The sequence below is a fragment of the Polynucleobacter meluiroseus genome (assembly GCF_900205755.1).
In the GTDB taxonomy this organism is placed as follows: Bacteria; Pseudomonadota; Gammaproteobacteria; order Burkholderiales; family Burkholderiaceae; genus Polynucleobacter; species Polynucleobacter meluiroseus.
The window spans coordinates 338,243-358,297 of the sequence record NZ_OANS01000002.1 but is presented as its reverse complement, the minus strand read 5'-3'; the positions used below and the strand labels follow the sequence as shown (position 1 = coordinate 358,297).

The 20,055-nt window shown below is 48.4% G+C and carries 20 protein-coding genes and 1 pseudogene; 14 read left to right on the top strand and 7 right to left on the bottom strand.

Going from position 1 to position 20,055, the window contains the following annotated elements; translation table 11 throughout:
* The first annotated feature begins 4 nt into the window (after positions 1 to 4).
* The 7 genes from lpdA to bamC all read left to right on the top strand — a co-directional run bounded on the left by lpdA (position 5) and on the right by bamC (position 7,331).
* Positions 5 to 1,441, top strand: a complete 1,437-nt coding sequence (gene lpdA, locus CP950_RS05005; RefSeq protein ID WP_096672946.1) for a dihydrolipoyl dehydrogenase — start codon at positions 5 to 7, stop codon at positions 1,439 to 1,441.
* Entirely contained in the window at positions 1,442 to 2,545 is a 1,104-nt protein-coding gene (gene zapE / locus CP950_RS05000) for a cell division protein ZapE (RefSeq protein ID WP_096672944.1), read from the top strand. It abuts the gene before it with no gap.
* Positions 2,546 to 2,554: 9 nt separating this feature from the next.
* Positions 2,555 to 3,403, top strand: a complete 849-nt coding sequence (locus tag CP950_RS04995; RefSeq protein WP_096672942.1) for a 3',5'-nucleoside bisphosphate phosphatase — start codon at positions 2,555 to 2,557, stop codon at positions 3,401 to 3,403.
* Positions 3,404 to 3,448: 45 nt separating this feature from the next.
* Positions 3,449 to 4,651, top strand: a complete 1,203-nt coding sequence (locus tag CP950_RS04990) for a tryptophan--tRNA ligase (RefSeq protein WP_096672940.1) — start codon at positions 3,449 to 3,451, stop codon at positions 4,649 to 4,651.
* Entirely contained in the window at positions 4,623 to 5,198 is a 576-nt protein-coding gene (locus CP950_RS04985; RefSeq protein WP_336437096.1) for a class I SAM-dependent methyltransferase, read from the top strand. Before CP950_RS04990 ends, CP950_RS04985 begins: the two co-directional genes overlap by 29 nt.
* Before the next feature lie 115 nt (positions 5,199 to 5,313).
* A complete protein-coding gene (gene dapA / locus CP950_RS04980; protein WP_096672938.1) occupies positions 5,314 to 6,186 on the top strand; it encodes a 4-hydroxy-tetrahydrodipicolinate synthase in 873 nt (290 codons plus the stop codon).
* 5 nt (positions 6,187 to 6,191) lie between these two features.
* Positions 6,192 to 7,331, top strand: coding sequence for an outer membrane protein assembly factor BamC (gene bamC / locus CP950_RS04975; RefSeq protein ID WP_243391919.1), 1,140 nt, complete (start codon positions 6,192 to 6,194; stop codon positions 7,329 to 7,331).
* A 62-nt stretch (positions 7,332 to 7,393) separates the two neighbouring features.
* Here the strand turns inward: bamC and CP950_RS04970 are convergent, their stop codons facing one another.
* A complete protein-coding gene (locus CP950_RS04970) occupies positions 7,394 to 7,576 on the bottom strand; it encodes a hypothetical protein (protein ID WP_096672936.1) in 183 nt (60 codons plus the stop codon).
* 108 nt (positions 7,577 to 7,684) lie between these two features.
* Positions 7,685 to 8,920, bottom strand: coding sequence for a cupin domain-containing protein (locus CP950_RS04965; protein ID WP_096672934.1), 1,236 nt, complete (start codon positions 8,918 to 8,920; stop codon positions 7,685 to 7,687).
* Between the two features lie 82 nt (positions 8,921 to 9,002).
* Between CP950_RS04965 and CP950_RS04960 the strand changes: the two genes are divergently transcribed.
* A complete protein-coding gene (locus tag CP950_RS04960) occupies positions 9,003 to 9,617 on the top strand; it encodes an FKBP-type peptidyl-prolyl cis-trans isomerase (RefSeq protein WP_243391927.1) in 615 nt (204 codons plus the stop codon).
* A 52-nt stretch (positions 9,618 to 9,669) separates the two neighbouring features.
* Here the strand turns inward: CP950_RS04960 and cysE are convergent, their stop codons facing one another.
* Together cysE and CP950_RS04950 are read right to left on the bottom strand one after the other, a co-directional pair.
* On the bottom strand, positions 9,670 to 10,437 hold the full coding sequence (gene cysE / locus CP950_RS04955; protein WP_096672930.1) for a serine O-acetyltransferase: 768 nt from the start codon (positions 10,435 to 10,437) through the stop codon (positions 9,670 to 9,672).
* Between the two features lie 23 nt (positions 10,438 to 10,460).
* Positions 10,461 to 11,216, bottom strand: a complete 756-nt coding sequence (locus tag CP950_RS04950) for an RNA methyltransferase (protein ID WP_096672928.1) — start codon at positions 11,214 to 11,216, stop codon at positions 10,461 to 10,463.
* Between the two features lie 143 nt (positions 11,217 to 11,359).
* Here CP950_RS04950 and CP950_RS04945 point away from each other — a divergent pair, with 143 nt between their 5' ends.
* Positions 11,360 to 12,148: an inositol monophosphatase family protein gene (locus CP950_RS04945; RefSeq protein WP_096673097.1), complete on the top strand. Its 789-nt coding sequence runs from the start codon at positions 11,360 to 11,362 to the stop codon at positions 12,146 to 12,148.
* Here CP950_RS04945 and CP950_RS04940 read toward each other — a convergent pair.
* From CP950_RS04940 to CP950_RS04930, 3 genes are read right to left on the bottom strand one after another with little or no spacing between them, the layout of a single operon-like run.
* Positions 12,145 to 12,933, bottom strand: a complete 789-nt coding sequence (locus tag CP950_RS04940; protein WP_096672926.1) for a UDP-2,3-diacylglucosamine diphosphatase — start codon at positions 12,931 to 12,933, stop codon at positions 12,145 to 12,147. The genes CP950_RS04945 and CP950_RS04940 overlap by 4 nt on opposite strands.
* Positions 12,930 to 13,433, bottom strand: coding sequence for a peptidylprolyl isomerase (locus CP950_RS04935; protein ID WP_096672924.1), 504 nt, complete (start codon positions 13,431 to 13,433; stop codon positions 12,930 to 12,932). The genes CP950_RS04940 and CP950_RS04935 overlap by 4 nt, the downstream gene beginning before the upstream one ends.
* Positions 13,405 to 14,292, bottom strand: coding sequence for a tetratricopeptide repeat protein (locus CP950_RS04930; RefSeq protein WP_243391918.1), 888 nt, complete (start codon positions 14,290 to 14,292; stop codon positions 13,405 to 13,407). The genes CP950_RS04935 and CP950_RS04930 overlap by 29 nt, the downstream gene beginning before the upstream one ends.
* An 88-nt stretch (positions 14,293 to 14,380) precedes the next feature.
* Here CP950_RS04930 and cysS point away from each other — a divergent pair, with 88 nt between their 5' ends.
* The 5 genes and pseudogenes from cysS (at position 14,381) to CP950_RS04905 (ending at position 20,037) form a co-directional block, all read left to right on the top strand.
* The gene (gene cysS / locus CP950_RS04925; RefSeq protein ID WP_096672920.1) at positions 14,381 to 15,805 is read left to right on the top strand and encodes a cysteine--tRNA ligase; all 1,425 of its coding nucleotides are present in this window, start codon (positions 14,381 to 14,383) and stop codon (positions 15,803 to 15,805) included.
* A gap of 43 nt (positions 15,806 to 15,848) precedes the next feature.
* A pseudogene (locus tag CP950_RS04920) lies at positions 15,849 to 16,472 on the top strand (DNA-3-methyladenine glycosylase family protein); the annotation flags it as partial.
* Between the two features lie 9 nt (positions 16,473 to 16,481).
* On the top strand, positions 16,482 to 17,459 hold the full coding sequence (locus CP950_RS04915) for an acetyl-CoA carboxylase carboxyltransferase subunit alpha (protein WP_096672918.1): 978 nt from the start codon (positions 16,482 to 16,484) through the stop codon (positions 17,457 to 17,459).
* Complete coding sequence (tilS, locus tag CP950_RS04910) at positions 17,419 to 18,738, top strand: tRNA lysidine(34) synthetase TilS (RefSeq protein WP_096672916.1); 1,320 nt, start codon at positions 17,419 to 17,421, stop codon at positions 18,736 to 18,738. The genes CP950_RS04915 and tilS overlap by 41 nt, the downstream gene beginning before the upstream one ends.
* Before the next feature lie 48 nt (positions 18,739 to 18,786).
* A complete protein-coding gene (locus CP950_RS04905; RefSeq protein ID WP_096672914.1) occupies positions 18,787 to 20,037 on the top strand; it encodes an aspartate kinase in 1,251 nt (416 codons plus the stop codon).
* Positions 20,038 to 20,055 lie beyond the last annotated feature (18 nt).

Here is a 20,055-nt window from a genome sequence, read left to right as displayed (position 1 = left end):
GACGATGACAACATTATTTGACGTACTGGTCATTGGTGGTGGTCCTGGCGGCTACATTGCGGCTATTCGGGCAGCTCAACTTGGGTTTAAGGTGGCTTGCGCTGAGTCAAAGAGCTACGATGATCCCAAGGGGGAGATTCGCTTGGGAGGCACCTGCTTAAACGTGGGTTGTATTCCTTCTAAAGCGTTACTCGCCTCTTCCGAGGAGTTCGAAAAAATCAGTCATCATGCTGCTGATCATGGCATCAAGGTCGGCTCGGTTAGCCTTGACTCCAAAAAGATGATCGGTCGCAAAGACGACATCGTTACGAAAATGACTGGCGGTATTCAGTATTTATTCCGCAAAAACAAAATTACTTTATTAAAAGGCCATGCCTCTTTCGTAGGCAAAACAGCTGAAGGCTATCAAGTCAAGATCGACGGCAAAGATCAAGAAATCGTGACAGCAACTAACGTCATTATTGCGACTGGCTCGAAGGCACGCCATTTGCCAGGCGTAGTAGTAGATAACGTCTTGGTTTGCGATAACGAAGGCGCGCTGAAGTTTGATTCCGTGCCTAAAAAACTGGGCGTCATTGGTGCAGGCGTCATTGGCTTAGAGCTTGGTTCAGTTTGGCGCCGCGTTGGTTCCGAAGTGACAATCTTAGAGGCGATGCCATCCTTCTTGGGCGCTTGTGATCAAGGGATTGCTAAGGAAGCGCAAAAACTTTTCGCAAAGCAGGGCTTGGCGATTCACACTGGCGTCAAGATTGGTGAGATTAAGACAGACAAAAAAGGGGTAGTGGTTCATTACACCGACAGTGCTGGCGCAGCGCAAAAACTAGAATGCGAGCGTCTAATTGTGTCGATTGGCCGCGTACCAAATACCGATCAATTAGCGTTAGATGCGATTGGTCTTAAAGTAGATGAGCGCGGCTTTATTCCAATTGACGACCACACTTGTGCTACCGCAGCACCAGGCGTATATGCAGTCGGTGATGTAGTGCGCGGGCCGATGCTAGCTCATAAGGCAGAAGATGAAGGCGTTTTAGTTGCTGAAATCATCGCCGGACAAAAACCCCATATCGATTACAACTGCATCCCTTGGGTGATTTATACCGATCCTGAAATTGCTTGGGTGGGCAGATCTGAAGAGCAGCTGAAGGCCGCAGGGATTGAATATAAAGCTGGACAATTTCCTTTCGCGGCAAACGGTCGTGCCTTGGGAATTGGTAAGTCTGACGGGTTTGTAAAAGTATTGGCCGACGCAAAAACCGATGAAATTTTAGGCGTGCATATCATCGGGCCAAATGCCTCCGACCTCATCGCAGAAGCTGCCGTAGCAATGGAATTCAAGGCGGCCGCAGAGGATATCGCTCGAATCTGTCATCCTCATCCGAGTTTGTCAGAAGTGGTCCGTGAAGCAGCATTAGCAACGGACTCACGCGCACTCAATATGTAATTGAAAGCATCAGAGTATTACTATCAAGAATTAGCTGCGCACGGGTACCATACCGACCCTGCGCAGCTCAAAGCTATCGAGCGCCTGCAACGCTGCGAAGATGAGTGGTACGTCTATAAAGAAATACGAAGTAACGGCTTAAAAAGAAAGCTCTTTAAACCTAAACTTCCTCGCGGTATTTATCTATGGGGCGGAGTAGGTCGCGGCAAATCTTTTCTGATGGACTGTTTTTTCATGGCATCGCCCTTAGAAAAAAAGATCCGGATTCATTTTCATGAATTTATGCGCGAAGTCCATCGTGAACTACATGAACTTTCTGGTATGGCCGATCCATTGGATGAGCTGGCAAGAAGGATCTCTGAGCGCTATCGTTTAATTTGTTTTGATGAGTTTCATATCAATGACATCGCTGATGCCATGATTCTGTATCGCCTATTAAGTGCGCTCTTTGTGGATCGCGTGCAATTTGTGATGACCTCTAACTATGCACCAAATCAGCTTTATCCCGATGGCTTGCATCGCGATCGTTTAATGCCGGCCATTCGCCTCCTAGAAGAACAGCTGGATGTTTTGAATGTGGACGATGGTCATGATTACCGGCGGATACAAATGGCGCAAGTAGAGGCTTACCTCACGCCGATCAATCTTGAGGCAGAGAAAAAACTCAGCGGTATTTTTAAAAACTTGATTGGTAAGCGTGCTGCTGAGAAAAATCCAGTGCTCAATATTGAGTCGCGCGAGCTCAAGCCACTGCAAATGGGTAATGGTGTCGTGTGGTTTGACTTTGACACACTCTGTTGCGGGCCTCGCTCGCAAAACGACTATTTGGAGATCGCAAAGCAATTTCATACGGTGATTGTTTCAGGGGTGCCTTATTTACCACCGCGTATGACAAATGAGGCGCGTCGTTTTATTTGGTTGGTAGATGTGTTGTATGACCACAAAGTAAAGCTGATTGTCTCTGCCGAGGTGCCAGCCGAATCTTTGTACACAGAAGGACAAATTACCGGGGAATTTTCTAGGGCGGTGTCTCGTTTGATTGAAATGCAGTCCCGCGACTATCTAGATGCACCACGCCGTGTAATTGATACCAGCTTGACCTAAAATAGGACCATGAGCAGCCTTTCACTTATTAATGCCGATTTGCATTCACACTCAGTGATTTCAGACGGAACCCTAACTCCTGAAGCATTGGCCGAACGCGCCTATGCCAATGGGGTGCGCCTGTGGGCATTAACCGACCATGATGAAATTGGCGGTCAATTAAGGGCAGCGCAGGCGTCAAAAGCCTTAGGCATGGATTATTTGGCTGGCGTCGAAATCTCCGTTTCTTGGTTGGGGGACACCATTCATATTGTTGGATTGGGCATTGATCCCAATCATCCCCAAATGCTGGAAGGCCTGCGTTTGATTCGTCATGGCCGAGAGAATCGTGCCAAGCTCATTGCCGAGCAATTACTTCAGGCGGGTATTAGCGGAGCTTATGAGGGCGCACTGCATTTTGCTGGTAATCATGAGTTGATTTCAAGAACCCACTTTGCGCGCTTTTTGGTAGAGCAGGGCATTTGCAAAAATACCAGTCAAGTATTTAAGAATTACCTAGTGGAAGACAAACCAGGTTATGTGCCCCACACCTGGGCAAGCCTAGACAATGCCGTTGCTTGGATTAAAGCGGCAGGCGGTGTGGCTGTGATCGCTCATCCCGGCAGATATCCTTTTTCGGACATGCAGATGGACGCGCTTTATAAGCAATTTAAAGAGCTTGGCGGCCTTGGAATTGAAGTCATCACTGGCAGCCATCGCCCTAACCAATATGAGACTTACGGTAATATTGCCAAGCAATATGGCTTCTTGGCCTCACGCGGTTCAGATTTTCATGATCAAAAAGAGAGCTTCATCGACCTCGGTAAGCTACCTTTGTTGCCTGATCACCTGACCCCAGTTTGGTCCGTGTTTCAATAATGAATCAACCCCGCTTTAATTACCTGAAAAAGAATACAGATCAAGATGTTTGCTGAACGCGTTCTCTCTGGCATGCGCCCAACGGGTAGTTTGCACCTTGGTCACTATCACGGCGTCCTGAAAAATTGGGTACGCTTACAAGCGGAGTACCCCTGTTTTTTCTTTGTCGCAGATTGGCATGCCTTAACCACCCACTATGAAACCCCTGATGTCATTGAGCAATCCGTGTGGGATATGGTGGTGGATTGGTTGGCTGCGGGAGTCGATCCAAATCAGTCAACCCTATTTATTCAAAGTAAGGTACCCGAGCATGCTGAACTCTTTCTTTTGCTGTCAATGGGCACGCCCCTAGGATGGCTTGAGCGGGTGCCGACTTACAAAGATCAAATAGAAAAGTTAAAAGAAAAAGATTTACAAACCTATGGCTTTTTAGGCTACCCCCTTTTGCAGGCAGCCGACATTCTGATTTACAGAGCCCAGTTTGTGCCGGTTGGTGAAGACCAGGTACCCCACGTGGAGATGACCCGCGAAGTGGCGCGTCGCTTTAACTATTTATATGGACGAGAGCCCGGCTTTGAAGAGAAGGCCCTAGAGGCAGTGAAAAAACTAGGTAGTAAGCGCGCCAAAATGTACGCAGAGCTTCGGGTTGCCTATCAGGAGCGGGGCGACGACGAGGCGCTTGAGCAAGCGAAAGCCTTGTTGCAAGAAGCGCAAAGCCTATCTATGGGTGACCGAGAAAGACTCTTTGGCTTTTTAGAGGGGGCACGTAAGATTATTCTTCCTGAGCCTCAAGCACTCTTAACTAGCGCATCACGCATGCCCGGCATCGACGGTCAAAAAATGTCCAAGTCTTACGGTAATACGATCAGCATCCGTGAAACACCTGAGGAGGTTACTCGGTCGATTCGGACGATGCCCACAGACCCTGCTCGAGTGCGCAGAACCGATCCAGGAGATCCTGCACGATGTCCAGTATGGCAATTGCATGCGGTCTACTCAAGCGAAGAGACCAAGCAGTGGGTTGAGAAAGAATGTAAATCGGCAGGCATTGGTTGTCTCGAATGCAAGCAACCGGTGATTGATGCCATTTTGCTTGAGCAGCAGCCAATGTTTGAGCGCGCGCAAATGTATTTAGATGACCCCAGTTTATTGCGCTCCATCATTGCGGATGGCAGCGACAAGGCTCGTAAAGTAGCTCAAGAAACCATGCGCGAAGTGCGTGAAGCCATGGGCTTGGCATACGATTAATAGCCCAGCTCCTGTGCCAGGTCACGACCCGATACTAGAGGCATCTTCTTGGGTTAGGCGTTTCACGAATCTCATTCCAAAGGGTGGAGCAATTCTGGATTTGGCCTGTGGATCAGGGCGCCATGCACACTTTTTTGCTCAATCGGCCTACAAAGTACTAGCAGTCGATCGGGACATTGCTGCTATTGAGGATGCACCCCATCCCTTGATTGAAGTGCGCTCACTCGACCTAGAAACTACAGAGTGGCCCTTGCTCAATCAGCAATTTAGCGCCATTGTCGTCACTAATTACTTATATCGCCCGCATTTAGATCAATTGCCAGCAATGCTGATGGATGGTGGTATTTTGATCTACGAAACCTTCGCAGAGGGGAATGGAGCATTTGGTAAACCCTCTAACCCCAATTTCTTGCTAAATACAGGGGAATTACTTGCTTTAGCAGCCCGCCATCATCTGAAAGTCATTGCTTACGAGGATATTTACCAAGAACAGCCTAAACCCGCCATGATTCAACGGCTTTGCGCGGTAAAAGGGCGTTTAAAGTAACGCATTCCGTTACAATTTCAGACTTAATGCATAAAAAATTCGATCCTCAGTCGACATACATTCGGTGACCAAGATAGATACATCCTACGGAAGTAAAAAACCCATCTTTGGTAGCATGCCTGCCATTGTTACCCCCATGTTTGAGGACGGCAGCTTGGACTTTCCTGGCCTGCGCAAACTGCTAGATTGGCACGTGACCGAAGGATCCGATGGGATTGTGGTCGTGGGCACTAGTGGAGAGTCCCCAACTGTCTCAGTTGAGGAACATTGTGAATTGATTCGGGTCACGGTGGAGCAGATTGCCGGACGCATTCCGGTGATTGCTGGAACTGGCGGGAATTCCACCATTGAGGCTATTGAGTTAACAAAATACGCCAAGCAGGTTGGTGCTGATGCAAGCCTACAGGTCGTGCCTTATTACAATAAGCCGACGCAAGAGGGCATGTACGCTCACTTTAAGAAAATTGCTGAGTCCGTTGATCTCCCAGTAATTTTGTACAACGTTCCCGGTAGAACGGTTGCCGATTTAAATACTGAAACCGTGGTTAGTTTGGCTTCCGTGCCTGGCATTATCGGCATCAAGGATGCAACCGGTAGCTTAGAGCGCGGAACCCTATTAATCGCTGAGCTAAAGCGTGCTGGGCACAGTGACTTCTCGGTATTTTCAGGTGATGACTTGAGTGCCGCTTTATTGATGTTGATGGGCGGTAAGGGGAATATTTCAGTGACGGCAAACATTGCACCACGCTTAATGCACGACCTTTGCCTAGCAGCGATGTCCGACGATGTTGTGAAAACAAGAGCGATTCAATATCAGTTGCTCTCAGTACATAAAGCCCTTTTTAGTGAGGCAAATCCAATTCCAGTGAAGTGGGCCTTGCATGAGATGGGCAAAATTACGGCAGGTATTCGTTTACCCTTAACCCCTTTAAGCGTTGCTCTGCGTGAGCCCTTAAAGATTGCAATGAAACAGGCTGGCTTACTATGATGCAAATGATTCAATTCCTCCGTCGCTATTTCGCGCCTATTTGCTTAATGACTTTGACAGCGATGAGCTTAGTTGCCTGCAAGTCGCTTACCTCGAGCGATGTTGTGGATTACAAGACCACGGGTGCGGTCAAAGGCCCCAATCTATCTTATCCACCTGACCTGATTACAGCTCAAGCAGATCGTCGTTACATCGTGCAAGATGGCACTGCAACTATGTCGGAGTACAACGCAGCGCTGAAGAAGTCTGTACAAACCAGGTCGGATGTCTTAACTGGTATCCCCGGTATGCGCATTGCCCGTGATGGCGAGCGCCGTTGGTTAGTTGTTGAAAAGCCAGCCCCCGAGCTCTATCCCCAAATTAAAGATTTTTGGCAAGAAAATGGTTTCTTGCTGACTGTGGATTCTCCATCCACCGGCATTATGGAAACAGACTGGGCAGAAAACCGCGCCAAAATTGCCCAAGACTGGATTCGTTCAACCCTAGGTTCTGCGCTGGACTCCATTTATGACACAGGCGAGAGAGATAAATATAAAACCCGCCTTGAAGTTGTAAAGCCTAATGAAACCGAGGTCTACATTACTCAAAAGGGTGCTATTGAGAAGTGCGTAACCGACACTACCGGCTCCTGTCTTTATACCGTTTGGACACCACGACCTAACGACCCAGAATTAGAGGCTGCCTTTCTAGCCCGCTTAATGGAGCGCCTTGGTATGACCCAGGCGCAAGCAAAAGCGCAAGTAGCGACACCACTCGAATCCAAAAAACCAAAAGCACAATTAGTGCAAGAGGGTGCTAACGTGGCCCGTATTGAAATCGCTGCCGGTTTTGACCGCGCGTGGCGTGATACTGGCTTAGCACTTGATCGCTCCAACTTCAGTGTTGAAGATCGAGATCGCTCTAATGGAATTTACTTTGTGCGCTACGTGAACGCAAAAGATGTTGGTGAAACAAAGGGATTTTTCTCGAACCTTTTCAGTAGCAAGGATGACTCCAACCTGAAGGCCAAGAAATATCGCGTAGTGGTTAAGGCGACTGGTGAGAATGCATCAACCATCATTGTTCAAAACGCTGAGGGTGGCCCAGAAAATACGCCGGCTGGTGTACAGCTCTTAACTTTGCTGACGCAGCAGTTGGCGCGTTAAGCGAGTTTCTCTAGCAAATAAAAAAGCCGCTTTTCAGCGGCTTTTTCTCTTCAAGGGGAAGATTACTTCTTAGCGTCAGCAGCAGGAGCAGCAGCTGGAGCAGCAGGAGCGGCAGGAGCAGCTTCAGCAGCAGGAGCAGCAGGAGCTGGAGCTGCGGCAGGAGCAGCAGGAGCAGCTTCTTCTTTTTTACCGCAAGCGGCCAAAGCGATTGCAAACAATGCTACGAGAACGAGTGACTTCTTCATTTGTAAATTCCTTTAAAAATTAACATCAATAACCGGTAATTGTTGTTTGAAAAGCGCTAAGGGAAACCCCTTAGATGCTTTCCAGCGTTATTATAGCCACAGCTAAAGTCATTCCTGAAAAATGACCCAACCTGCACAGTAAGCCTCATACAGATTACTTTCTTGGGTAATTCTGATGGTTTGTGTTGGCTTAAGTATTCTCTTGGCTGCTAGGGCTTTCCAGGCATTTTTTGTCGCTTTAGCTTGTTCCAAAGTCATATTTTCACCATTGCAAAATATGCCTGAATCTAAAGCCAGCAACCTGCTTTGAGGGTGGGGAATTAAAGACCTGATGCTCAGCTCTTTACCAAACTCCGCTTCCGTCATAGGATTTTCAGGGCCAGTAAAAATAGCCTGTGCTTTGGGCTCGCTTAAGTAAGCGGCAACCCCGGGTAAGAAAGTTTCAACCCGATCCAAACGCAATGCCTTCAACTTTTGCTCAATTTGCCAAATGAGTTCGGCTGGTAATTGCTCAGGATGTGCGCTGGCCTCTTGCCCGGGATCAGCAAAACGCCTTGCTAGAGCCGGGATCTCTTCCAGGGACTCAGCTAAGCGCCATAAACCCTCTTGCAGAAGCTCTTTGTAGCTTGGTGAGCGAAAACCTACAGACCAAGTTTGGCAACCTGCATCTAAGGCAACCCCATCATGCGCAATTTGTGGTGGGAGGTACAGCATGTCGCCTGGTTCTAAGATCCATTCTTGCTCTTGTTTAAAGTTTTGCAAAATTTTGAGTGGCAAATTCGGGGTCAAGCTCAGGTCTGTTTGGGCTGAGATGCGCCAGCGCCTTCTGCCAGCCATCTGGATTAGGAATACATCATAGGAGTCAAAATGAGGTCCAACGCCACCACCTAGACCTGCGATGCTAATCATTAAATCGTCTAGACGGGCATCCGGTATGAAGCGAAACCACGACAACACCGTAGCTGCAGCTGGATGTTTAGCCTCCATACCCTGTAAAAGCAGCGTCCAGTCGGGCGATTCTAGTAATGGCAGGTCTTTTTTCTTAAACGGACCCTCGGTAAACGACCACTTTTTTGCCCGAATCAGTCGCGCCTCCATGTCCTCATCAGCAGCGAATTGGAAGAGTTCGTGCGCGGAAATAGGGCTAGATAGGGGCTCATCTATCTGATTTGCAAGAGAAAACGCTGGGATAGCGCCTCTCACTAACAGCGGCTTTTTATGCCAATACCGCTTCATAAACTGTTGTGGACTATTGCCGCCCAAGAGGGGCCACGGCTCATTAAGGACTAAGGTCTTTGGAGCGTGAGGGGGATCGTACGGTTTGCTCAAGTAAAATGAGGTCATAAAGTAATGGCTTAGGTGTTACTGGGAAATATTGCAGTCAATAAAAGAAATTATTTAAAAACCCATGTTTAATGAATTCCGCATGAAGATCGAAAAAAATACCGTTGTATCTTTACGTTACAAGCTTACAGATGCTCAAAACAATGTCATTGAAGCGCCTGACGCTCCGATGGTATACCTCCATGGTGGTTACGAGGGCACTTTTCCTAAAATTGAAAACATTTTAGATGGTCAGGATATTGGCTATGAAGCAAGTATTCAATTAGAGCCAGGTGAAGCGTTTGGTGAGTACGATCCAGAGTTACTCAAAATAGAGCCCCGCGCGCGCTTTCCGGAGCCTTTAGAGGTCGGTATGCAGTTTGAAGGCGTACCCGATGCTAGCGAAGAAGATGCTACAGAGCCGAATGAGTCAGACGACGAGGCATTAATTTATACCGTCACAGACGTTGCCGACAGTCAGGTAGTTTTAGATGGCAACCATCCCCTTGCGGGCATGGCATTACGTTTCTGGGTGCAAGTTGAAGATATTCGCGCAGCCACGGATGAGGAAATTGCGAATCGCTATCCACGTGGTGGCGAGGGTTTCACTTTTGGCATGCCAAATGATGAGGATACCGATGTGGATGACGACATGGAAGATGAATTCATCGGTGGCAAACCTGCAACTGGCGGATCAAATTCTCCAACTCTGCATTAGCCTTTAACAGGGGCGGCAACTGCTTGGCAATAATCAGACTAGAGCTTGCGCTTTATTCCTTTAGCCAAGCTTTAAGTGTATCCAAATCTAGTTTGGCCTCGCTGGGCGCATCCCAGTTACTTGATGGACTATCGGTCAGCTTAGCGAGAGCTAGCTCCAAGGCGGCGATTTTTGCCTCCTGCTCCAGTGTGACATCGATCAGACCTTTGAGAACCATCGACACCGGATCATCTACATTGGGTGTTACTCCATAAGCAGAAAAGTATTCCTTTGCTTTGCCATCCGCAATCTCGCCTCTTGGCAAATCGGGATGCAGAATGCGCGCAGGAATGCCCACCGCCGTTGCACCTGCGGGAATCTCTTTTAGGACCACCGCATTCGAGCCTACCCGAGCACCATCACCCACATGAAAGCCGCCTAATACTTTTGCACCAGCACTGATCACCACCCCTTTACCCAAGGTTGGATGGCGTTTGACGCCTTTATACAAGGAGGTTCCGCCTAAGGTGACGCCTTGGTAAATAGTGCAATCATCACCAATTTCTGTTGTTTCGCCGATCACGATTCCAAGGCCATGATCCAGAAAAACGCGTCGTCCAATTTTGGCAGCCGGATGAATTTCAATTCCCGTAATCCAGCGAGCCAGCATCGAGAGTAAGCGAGCGAACCACTTAAGACCAAGACTCCACAGCCCGTGAGAAAGGCGATGCAACCAAACTGCGTGCAGGCCCGGGTAGCAGGTAATGACTTCAAGACGATTTCTGGCGGCGGGGTCGCGCTGGATGATGGAGTCGACGTGGTGGAATAAAGAATTAAACATACGGCAATTTTAACGGGATACGCTTATTTTCTCAGGATCATCTGTTTTGCGATGCCGCGCAGAAGATCAATCTCTTCTTTATGAAGTCGACTTCGGGCAAAAAGTGCCTGTAAGCGGGTCATCAGCTTTTTTGGATTAGCAGGATCTAAATAGTCAATCGCCTCTAGACCCTCTCTAAGGTGCTCTAGCATGGCAGTCACTGCGGCGGGGTCAGCATAGTCAGCGTGGTCTACAAAAACCTTAGCAGGCTTCTCAAAGGCGGTGTTGGCCTGTATGAGCGTCTCTCGCAGGGTAAAGGCACAGACCATCACCGCTTGGGCAAGATTGAGCGAGGCATAGTCTGGGTTCGCATCTAGCCAAACGCGATGGGTGCACATGGTTAAGTGCTCGTTCTCAAGACCAGTTCTCTCTGGCCCAAAAAGGAGTGCCACTTGTTGGTTTTGCTTTACCGCATCCAATATCAGCTGACGCGCCGAGGACCAATCTAGTGCTGGGGGGCCAAACTCACGCTCACGACTGGTGAGACCCAGCACCACAGTGCAGTTTTTCACAACAGAAGAGAGGGTGGGGTGCTCTTGGGCTCCTGCCAGCAAATCTTGAGCGCCGCTTGCTAGGGCAATTGCTTCGGGGTCTTGGGCAACGCCCGCGATTTTTGGATTGACGAGCTGTAATTCACTAAAACCCATGGTCTTGAGGGCGCGGGCAGTAGACCCAACATTGCCAGGATGGCTGGTTTCCACAAGGACCCACTGGATCAATTTGGCCTGTGCAAGATTCATAAAATGGGTATGGGTGGTGTGAGTTAAGAGATAAGTTATAAAGTGATAGAAAGGAATCGTTTAGAATCAGTCTATTAGCTCGCTTATTGTCCCGCATTTGGCATTTGACCAGCTCGTTCTTATTTAATTTGTCCATCTACTCTATGCATCCCATGTTAAATGTGGCCATTAAGGCTGCCCGTCGTGCCGGTACCGTGATTAATCGCGCATCGCTTAATTTAGAGCGTTTGCAGATCGATCGAAAACAACATAATGATTTCGTAACAGAGGTGGACAGACAAGCTGAAGCCGCCATTATTGAAACGCTCAGCGAAGCCTATCCTAGCCACGGATTTTTGGCGGAAGAAACTGGTGCACGCAATGCGGATGCCGAGTTTGTCTGGATCATTGATCCGCTCGATGGCACTACCAATTTTATTCACGGCTTCCCACAATATGCAGTGTCTATTGCTTTGTCAGTGGGCGGCGTCATTCAACAGGCTGTGGTTTACGACCCTACGCGCGATGAGCTGTTTACTGCCACGCGGGGTGCTGGTGCTTATTTAGATCGCCGGCGTTTACGCGTCGCAACCCAAGATCGCTTAACCAATTGTTTGCTGGGAACAGGTTTTCCTTATCGAGAAGATCAAGATTTAGAGAAGTACCTCAAGCTCTTTGCAGATATGTCACGTCAATGTGCGGGTCTACGTCGACCTGGTGCGGCTTCATTGGATTTGGCTTATGTGGCAGCCGGTCGCTACGATGGCTTTTTTGAGAGCGATCTCAAGCCATGGGACATGGCAGCTGGGGCTTTACTCATTACTGAGGCTGGCGGTTTGATAGGAAATTACCGCGGGGAAGAGGGCTTCTTAGAAAGCGGCGAAGTCATGTGTGCTAACCCGCGCATCTTTGCGCAGATGGTACAAAGTCTATCTAAATACTCCGTAAGTTAATGACGAATTAAATCTAGATAGCGCACGCCTTGTGCATCAATGAGTAGGGCGCTTGCCCGAGGCTTCGCTGTTTCTGGATGATCCAAATCCCAATCCGACAACACCCAACGTTGCCATGATTGTTCTGCATATTGCTCCTGATGATGCGCAGGCAGATGGGTGTGACCATGGATTAACCTATCCCCTGACTGCGTTACTAAGGCAGCAGCAATTGCGGGGAGCGTGACATTGGTTTTCATGCGATTCGTCACTGGCGTCAGGCGTTCGGCTTTTTGATATTGAGCGGTGCTCTTACTGCGCAGATGGTTTGCAATTGAGCGCCGCCAGTGTGCTGGCAAACTCAAAAATAGTTTTTGAATCCAAGGTTTCCGCGTCCATTTGCGAAAGACCTGATAAGCAACGTCAGCAGTGCAGAGAGAATCCCCATGACTGACAACATACTCCGTTCCGTCTACCGCGATTTTCGCGGGATCGTTCATTAAGGTCATGCCGGTTTTTTTCAGAAAATCAGACCCAAGCAAAAAGTCACGATTACCGTGCAGGTAATATATTTTGACCTTGGTCGAAAGCGAGGCGAGCGCTCTTTTGACTTCTTGGTGAAACGGGGAATGCAATACCGTATCGTCCCCTACCCAATATTCAAATAGGTCACCCAAAATAAAAACAGCCTCTACCTTTGGCGCATCCTTCTCACAAAAATCAAAGAAGCGCTGCGCCGTTAAAGGCATCGACGGCGTGAGGTGGATATCCGAAATGAGCAAGGCGCTCGCAGCTGAGACAATCATTCTTCTAAAACTGTAGCCTTTTCAATCACAACATCTTCTGTTGGTACATCCTGATGAAAGCCAGTGCTACCCGTTTTTACTTTACGAATCGCATCGACCACATCGAATCCGTCAGTCACTTTACCGAATACTGCATAGCCCCAGCCTTGAGCGCTTTTTGCAGAATGGTTTAAGAAATCGTTATCACCAACGTTGATAAAGAATTGCGCTGATGCGGAGTGGGGATCGCTGGTGCGGGCCATTGCTACGGTGCCCCGTTCATTCTTGAGGCCATTGTCTGCCTCATTCTCAATCTCAGCGCCAGTGGGTTTCTGCTTCATTCCCGCAGTCATGCCGCCCCCTTGAATCATGAAATTATCAATCACTCGATGAAAGATGGTGCCGTCATAGTGACCGCTTTTTACGTACTGTAAAAAGTTAGCGACTGTTTTTGGCGCTTTAACGGCGTCGAGTGAGAGGGTGATATCCCCTTTATTGGTTTGTAGGAGTATTGTCGCCATGATTTTTTTCACTTTCAGATGGAGTTGTTGGATTAGTGGTTTGCGCTGGGCTAACGCTAGGCTTTTGGTCTTTAGGGGCGGCTAAATTTTTAGGCGGCTGCAAGATAGCCATCAAAGCCTTGGCGCGGTTAGCGTACTGACGTTGATTTAACTTGGCCCATTCTGCGGCACTGTCATACGCGCTGGCACCGAGACGGATATACACTTCGCCTAAATTTGCTGAAGCAATGGCATACGTTGGCCTGAGTTTGAGAGCAAGCTCTAAATAATCCCGTGCTTCTATCCAGTTACCTTGATTTGCAGCTAAGGCTGCAAGATTGTTGTAGGGCTCTGGTAGCTCTGGAAACTGTTGCGTAATTTCGATTAAAGCCTTTTTGGCTGGCGCCCATTCACGCATTTCAATATACAAGCGTGCCTTGATGTAGCGCAATTGCACATTGCCAGGCGTCTTCTTTAAGTTCACATCAATCAGGGCAATAGCGTCAGAATACTTTTTCGCCTTAATCAGCTTTTCGATATCGGAAGGCACGCCATTCTTAGTGACGGGATCGGGTTCAATGATGAGAAAGGAGAGGAAAGGCACGGCGACGGATTCGGATAGCTCGGTGTTGAATTGATCGTAACCCCCTTGGTTGAGCGTTAGTCGAGGGGGTTCATTTGTCGCACTGGAGCCTAAATAGGGAGCAGGTACCGCTTGTGTAGAGGCGCCATTCGTATTTAGGGCCTTAATTTCTGCGTTAGCAAGCTGCTGTCCGGGAGTGCTGCATGCAGACAGGCCCAGAATAAGGCTACAGGCGCCCACGGCATAAATGGTGATGCCAAAGGCGCGGAGTCTAGTTGAAAAAGGGAGATCTGACATAGAGGAAAGGGTGTGAAACTGGCTCATTCGATATACTCATCGCACAGTCTAACAAATTGGCGTCACTTGCCACCCCCTTTATTGCTCTATGCTGCAAATCTATAACACCCTCACACGCTCTAAACAACCCTTTAAGCCTATTGAATCTGGCAAAGTCAAGCTCTATGTCTGTGGCATGACCGTGTACGATTTTTGCCATATTGGCCATGCACGGGTCTTAATTGTGTTTGATATGGTGGTGCGCTGGCTTAGAGCAAGTGGCTATGAAGTCATTTATGTTCGCAATATCACCGATATTGACGACAAAATCATTCAACGGGCCGTTGAAAATGGCGAGCCTATTACAGCCCTAACTCAGCGGTTTATTACAGCGATGCATGAGGACTGCGCCACGCTCAATCTTCTTGACCCAGATCAGGAGCCCCGCGCCACGCATTTTATCGAGCAGATGCAGGGCATGATTGGACGCCTTATTGAAAACGAACTAGCCTACCAAGGTGAAGGCGGCGACGTCAATTTTGCAGTGAGACTGTTTCCGCAGTATGGTCGGCTCTCTGGCAAATCATTGGACGAGTTGCATGCAGGCGAGCGGGTTGCGATCACTGGTGGCAAGCGTGACCCCCTTGATTTTGTGCTGTGGAAAAGTGCCAAAGCGGATGAGCCAGCAGAGAGTCGTTGGCAATCCCCTTGGGGCGAGGGGAGGCCGGGTTGGCACATTGAGTGCTCTGCCATGTCATGCGATCTTTTAGGTGATCATTTTGATATTCATGGGGGTGGAGCAGACTTACAGTTCCCTCATCATGAAAATGAAATCGCTCAAAGTGAAGGCGCTTTATACGGTCAGGATCACCAGCCTGATGACCAGCCCATGGTTAATTACTGGATGCATAACGGTCATATTCGGGTGAATGAAGAGAAGATGTCGAAATCTTTGGGCAACTTCTTCCTCATTCGCGATGTCTTGAAGCGCTTTGATCCAGAGGTTCTGCGTTTCTTTATATTGAAGGCGCATTACCGTAGCCCTATCAATTACAGTGATGCCCAACTTGAAGAGGCACGCTCAGGTCTAGTGCGTTTATATACTGCCTTGGCTCATGCGCCAGAGATCAAAGTGCAAGCGCTGGAGAAGAGTTCTCCATGGGTTCAGCGTTTTGATGCTGCCATGAATGATGACTTCAATACACCAGAAGCTATAGCGGCGTTGTTTGATTTGGCGACCGAAATCAATCGCTCTGAGGGTGATACAAAAATAGCTCTAGCTAGCACGCTTCATACTCTAGCGGGTGTGTTGAACTTCTTGCAGATGGATCCCACTGCTTTCTTGCAAGCGGGCTCAAAACAAACGTCAGATAGTTTGAGTGCGGAAATGATCGAGGCTCGTATTGCTGATCGTTTGGCTGCCAAGAAAGCGAAGGACTTTTCAGGAGCTGACTTGATTCGCCAAGAATTACTTACGCAGGGCGTAGTATTGGAAGACAAGCCCGGTGGTCTTACTGAGTGGCGCAGAAATTAACGGATGTATTTTGAGTTCAACTGAAGAAGTGTCTATTGTCGAAGAGGTAGCCCCGGATTATTGGGAGCAAGCCTGTATGGAATTGATGAAGCAAGACCGTATCTTGAAGAAAATCATTCCCAAACATGATTCCACTTTTTTGATGACACGGGGGGATGCATTCACCACCCTAGCAAGATCCATTGTGGGGCAGCAAATTTCTGTAGCAGCAGCCCAAGCGGTTTGGAAAAAAGTATTGTTGACGCTGAAGAAAAAGGTCAACCCTAAAAATATCCTAGCCTTAAGTGGTGATGACTTAAAGCTTGCAGGTTTATCTGCTCGCAAGGTTGAGTACATTCGCGATCTAGCCGAACACTTTGTCTCTGGTCACTTACATGCCAATCAATGGAAGGGCATGGAAGACGAAGCCATTATTAAAGAGCTCAGTGCCATTCGGGGAATTGGGAGATGGACTGCGGAAATGTTCCTCATTTTTAATATGGCCAGACCTAATATTCTCCCGCTTGATGACCTTGGTCTGATTAAGGCTATTTCACTGAATTATTTCAGTGGAGAGCCCGTTAGCCGCAATGAGGCACGGGAAGTGGCGGCAAACTGGGCTCCATGGCGGACGGTTGCCACCTGGTACATGTGGCGTAGTCTAGACCCCGTCGCCAGTGACCGTTAAAATCAACCCATGAAAACGACTTTCCTTGATTTTGAGCAGCCCATAGCCGAATTGGAATCGAAGATTGAAGAGTTGCAATTCGTGCAAGATGAATCCTCAGTAGATATTTCTGATGAGATTAAAACGCTCACTGAAAAAAGCCAGCAACTCACTAAAGAGGTGTACGCAAACCTCACTCCTTGGCAAGTCTCTCAGGTAGCGCGCCATCCGCAACGGCCTTACACATTAGATTATGTGAGCGCTTTATTTACTGATTTTCATGAACTGCATGGCGACCGTAATTTCGCTGACGATCAGTCAATTATTGCCGGCTTAGCGCGTTTTGATGCGCAGCCTTGCATGGTGATCGGCCATCAAAAAGGGCGCGATACCAAAGAGCGCGCTTTAAGAAACTTTGGCATGAGCCGCCCCGAAGGTTATCGCAAAGCAATGCGCTTAATGCGCTTGGCAGAAAAGTTTCATTTACCCGTGTTTACTTTCGTTGATACCCCAGGTGCTTTTCCGGGGATTGATGCGGAAGAGCGCAATCAATCTGAGGCGATTGGTCGCAATCTTTACGTTCAAGCAGAACTCGAGGTACCGATCATTTCTACCATTATTGGTGAGGGCGGATCGGGCGGTGCTTTAGCAATTGCCATGGGTGATGTGGTGTTGATGCTGCAAAATTCTACCTACTCAGTAATTTCTCCAGAAGGTTGTGCTTCGATCTTATGGAAGACCGCTGAAAAAGCTCCTGAAGCAGCCGAGCAACTGGGCCTGACTGCCCTGCGTTTAAAGGCGTTGGGTTTAATCGATAAAATTGTTCCAGAGCCCACAGGCGGCGCACACCGTAACTACGAAGCCATGATGGTTAACCTGCGTAAGGCCTTAAGAGAATCGCTTCATACCTTTGAAGACATGAAGGTAAATGCGTTGCTGGAACGGCGTCACGAACGTTTAATGAGTTATGGCAAGTTCAAGGAAATCGACAGCAAACCCCAAGCCTAGCAAGCGGATTGCGGTGGCCTTAAGTGGTGGCCTGGATTCGGTTGTCTTGCTTGATGCGGTTTGCGCAGCCCGACAATTGGATGACACTCTCGAGGTTTGGGCTTTTCATATTCACCATGGTTTGCAAACAGCGGCTGACCAATGGTTGGCGTTTTGTGAGAAGCTAGCAAAGAAATATCAGGTGCATTTTGATTTTCGTTTATTGCATTTTGCTAATACAGCAGAGGGTAATATTGAAGCGCGGGCCAGAGCAGGGCGCTATGATGCTTTGACGGAACTTTGTCATGAGCACGGCATTGAAAATTTACTCCTAGCGCACCATCAAAATGATCAAGCTGAGACAGTACTCTTGCAATTGTTGCGAGGCGCTGGGGTAGCAGGCCTATCTGCTATGCCTGAGAAACGCTTGTTAAGCGCTGGCGATCAAGCCGTTACCTTATGGCGGCCTTTACTCAATCTCAATCGCGCTGAATTAGAAGCTTATGCCAAAGCCAAGAGGCTCAAATGGATCGAAGATCCAAGCAATCTTAATCCCCGCTTTCGGCGCAATGCGATTCGCAATCAAATCTTGCCGAGTTTGGCAAAGATTCAGCCGGAGGCGATCGCCAATTTAGCGCGCAGTGCAAATCTTTTGGCGGAGTCACAAAAGCTGCTTGATCGTTTAGCCTCTCAAGATGCCAAAGGAATACTGAAGCAGACCCATCTGCACTTGGCTCCCTTACTAACGCTGGCTCAAGTGGATTTGCCTGCCGCTAATAATGTCCTGCGGTATTGGCTCAAGCTCAACCATTTGGCCATGCCCTCACAGGAGCGCCTGACATCTTGGTGGCAGGATTTACATCAGGTTAGTGCGGATGCCCATTTAGAGTGGTCGCATGATGGCGCTAGTATTCGACTTTGGCGCGGCATGCTACAGCTAGTTAACCCTGAAAGTGGGCGCTGGATCTTCCAGCCGATTCCTCGCAATAGTAAAACTGCGGGCATTTCTGCCAAGCAAATTGAAGAGGCCTTGAACCAAGGTTTGATTACGCAGCGCGAGCGTCAGGGAGCAGAAAAGCTGCAGATCAAAGCCAAAACGCCCCGCAAGACTCTAAAAAATCTTTTTCAGGAGGCCGATATTCCTCCTTGGCAGAGGCACGCGCCTTTGCTCTACCTCGGTGATGAAATCATTGCCGTTGCTGGAGTAGGCGTGAGCCATCCCCATCTAACTGATAAGGGTGTCAGAGTTTTGCCGCAGTGGATAGAGAACCAATGGAGCGCTGAAAACCCTGTAAAATAGCCCCTTTTAGATCTCAGGGAATTGATTTCCCGGTATATAGACGGTTTTATGGCTCTGATTATTCATAAATATGGTGGTACTTCGATGGGCTCAGTTGAGCGCATCCAAAACGTGGCCAAACGCGTCGCTAAATGGATGCGGGCTGGTCACCAAGTCGTGGTCGTTCCCTCAGCAATGTCTGGCGAGACTAATCGATTGCTTGGTTTAGCTAAAGATATCAATCCCGATGCCAAACCTCGTGAGCTTGATCAAATCGCCTCTACTGGTGAGCAAGTCAGCTCGGGTTTGCTCGCCTTGGCACTGTTGCGCGAAGGCGTTGATGCGGTGAGCTATGCTGGTTGGCAAGTGACTGTGCATACGGACTCAGCGTTTACTAAAGCCCGCATTAAAAGTATTGATAGCGTCAAGGTACTGTCTGATTTAAACGCTGGACGTGCTGTAGTGGTCACGGGCTTCCAAGGGGTGGATGCCGATGGCAATATCACTACCTTAGGTCGTGGCGGCTCTGACACCTCAGCGGTTGCCATGGCGGCAGCACTCAATGCGGATGAGTGCTTAATTTATACCGACGTAGATGGTGTCTACACCACGGACCCACGGGTGTGTGAAGATGCGCGCCGCTTAGACCATATTACCTTTGAAGAAATGCTGGAAATGGCCAGCCTCGGTTCCAAGGTCTTGCAAATTCGTTCGGTTGAGTTTGCAGGTAAGTACAAAGTAAAAACCCGCGTTCTGTCCTCGTTGACAGATCCGATGATGCCCCTTGATGAAGAGATGAAGTCGGGCACCTTAATCACATTTGAAGAGGATGGCACCATGGAAGCTGCAGTAATTTCAGGCATTGCATTTGCACGTGATGAAGCAAAGATTACCGTATTAGGGGTTCCAGACCGCCCAGGTATTGCTTATCAAATCTTAGGTCCAATTGCGGATGCCAATATTGATGTTGACATGATTATTCAGAATCAGTCCTATGAAGGCAAAACCGACTTTACCTTTACAGTGCCTCGGGCGGATTATCAAAAAGCCTTGGAATTACTTAAGAACACGGTTCAAGCCCACATTGAAGCGAAAGAAATCTCAGGGGACCCTAAGGTATCTAAGGTATCCGTCGTTGGGGTTGGCATGCGTTCCCACGTAGGGGTGGCAAGCAAGATGTTCCGCACTTTATCGGAAGAGGGTATCAACATCATCATGATCTCTACTAGTGAAATCAAGATTTCTGTTGTCATCGATGAAAAGTATATGGAATTGGCGGTACGCGCCTTACATAAAGCCTTTGAACTTGATCAAAAGTAATTTGGAAGCAATATAAAT

What these genes read in the sequence shown, in the direction of transcription:
- lpdA (WP_096672946.1), top strand. Translation starts at nt 5, where the DNA reads ATGACAACATTATTTGACGTACTGGTCATTGGTGGTGGTCCTGGCGGC.
- CP950_RS04995 (WP_096672942.1), top strand. Translation starts at nt 2,555, where the DNA reads ATGAGCAGCCTTTCACTTATTAATGCCGATTTGCATTCACACTCAGTG.
- CP950_RS04990 (WP_096672940.1), top strand. Translation starts at nt 3,449, where the DNA reads ATGTTTGCTGAACGCGTTCTCTCTGGCATGCGCCCAACGGGTAGTTTG.
- dapA (WP_096672938.1), top strand. Translation starts at nt 5,314, where the DNA reads ATGCCTGCCATTGTTACCCCCATGTTTGAGGACGGCAGCTTGGACTTT.
- bamC (WP_243391919.1), top strand. Translation starts at nt 6,192, where the DNA reads ATGATTCAATTCCTCCGTCGCTATTTCGCGCCTATTTGCTTAATGACT.
- CP950_RS04970 (WP_096672936.1), bottom strand. Translation starts at nt 7,576, where the DNA reads ATGAAGAAGTCACTCGTTCTCGTAGCATTGTTTGCAATCGCTTTGGCC.
- CP950_RS04965 (WP_096672934.1), bottom strand. Translation starts at nt 8,920, where the DNA reads ATGACCTCATTTTACTTGAGCAAACCGTACGATCCCCCTCACGCTCCA.
- CP950_RS04960 (WP_243391927.1), top strand. Translation starts at nt 9,003, where the DNA reads ATGAAGATCGAAAAAAATACCGTTGTATCTTTACGTTACAAGCTTACA.
- cysE (WP_096672930.1), bottom strand. Translation starts at nt 10,437, where the DNA reads ATGTTTAATTCTTTATTCCACCACGTCGACTCCATCATCCAGCGCGAC.
- CP950_RS04950 (WP_096672928.1), bottom strand. Translation starts at nt 11,216, where the DNA reads ATGAATCTTGCACAGGCCAAATTGATCCAGTGGGTCCTTGTGGAAACC.
- CP950_RS04945 (WP_096673097.1), top strand. Translation starts at nt 11,360, where the DNA reads ATGCATCCCATGTTAAATGTGGCCATTAAGGCTGCCCGTCGTGCCGGT.
- CP950_RS04940 (WP_096672926.1), bottom strand. Translation starts at nt 12,933, where the DNA reads ATGATTGTCTCAGCTGCGAGCGCCTTGCTCATTTCGGATATCCACCTC.
- CP950_RS04935 (WP_096672924.1), bottom strand. Translation starts at nt 13,433, where the DNA reads ATGGCGACAATACTCCTACAAACCAATAAAGGGGATATCACCCTCTCA.
- CP950_RS04930 (WP_243391918.1), bottom strand. Translation starts at nt 14,292, where the DNA reads ATGTCAGATCTCCCTTTTTCAACTAGACTCCGCGCCTTTGGCATCACC.
- cysS (WP_096672920.1), top strand. Translation starts at nt 14,381, where the DNA reads ATGCTGCAAATCTATAACACCCTCACACGCTCTAAACAACCCTTTAAG.
- CP950_RS04915 (WP_096672918.1), top strand. Translation starts at nt 16,482, where the DNA reads ATGAAAACGACTTTCCTTGATTTTGAGCAGCCCATAGCCGAATTGGAA.
- tilS (WP_096672916.1), top strand. Translation starts at nt 17,419, where the DNA reads ATGGCAAGTTCAAGGAAATCGACAGCAAACCCCAAGCCTAGCAAGCGG.
- CP950_RS04905 (WP_096672914.1), top strand. Translation starts at nt 18,787, where the DNA reads ATGGCTCTGATTATTCATAAATATGGTGGTACTTCGATGGGCTCAGTT.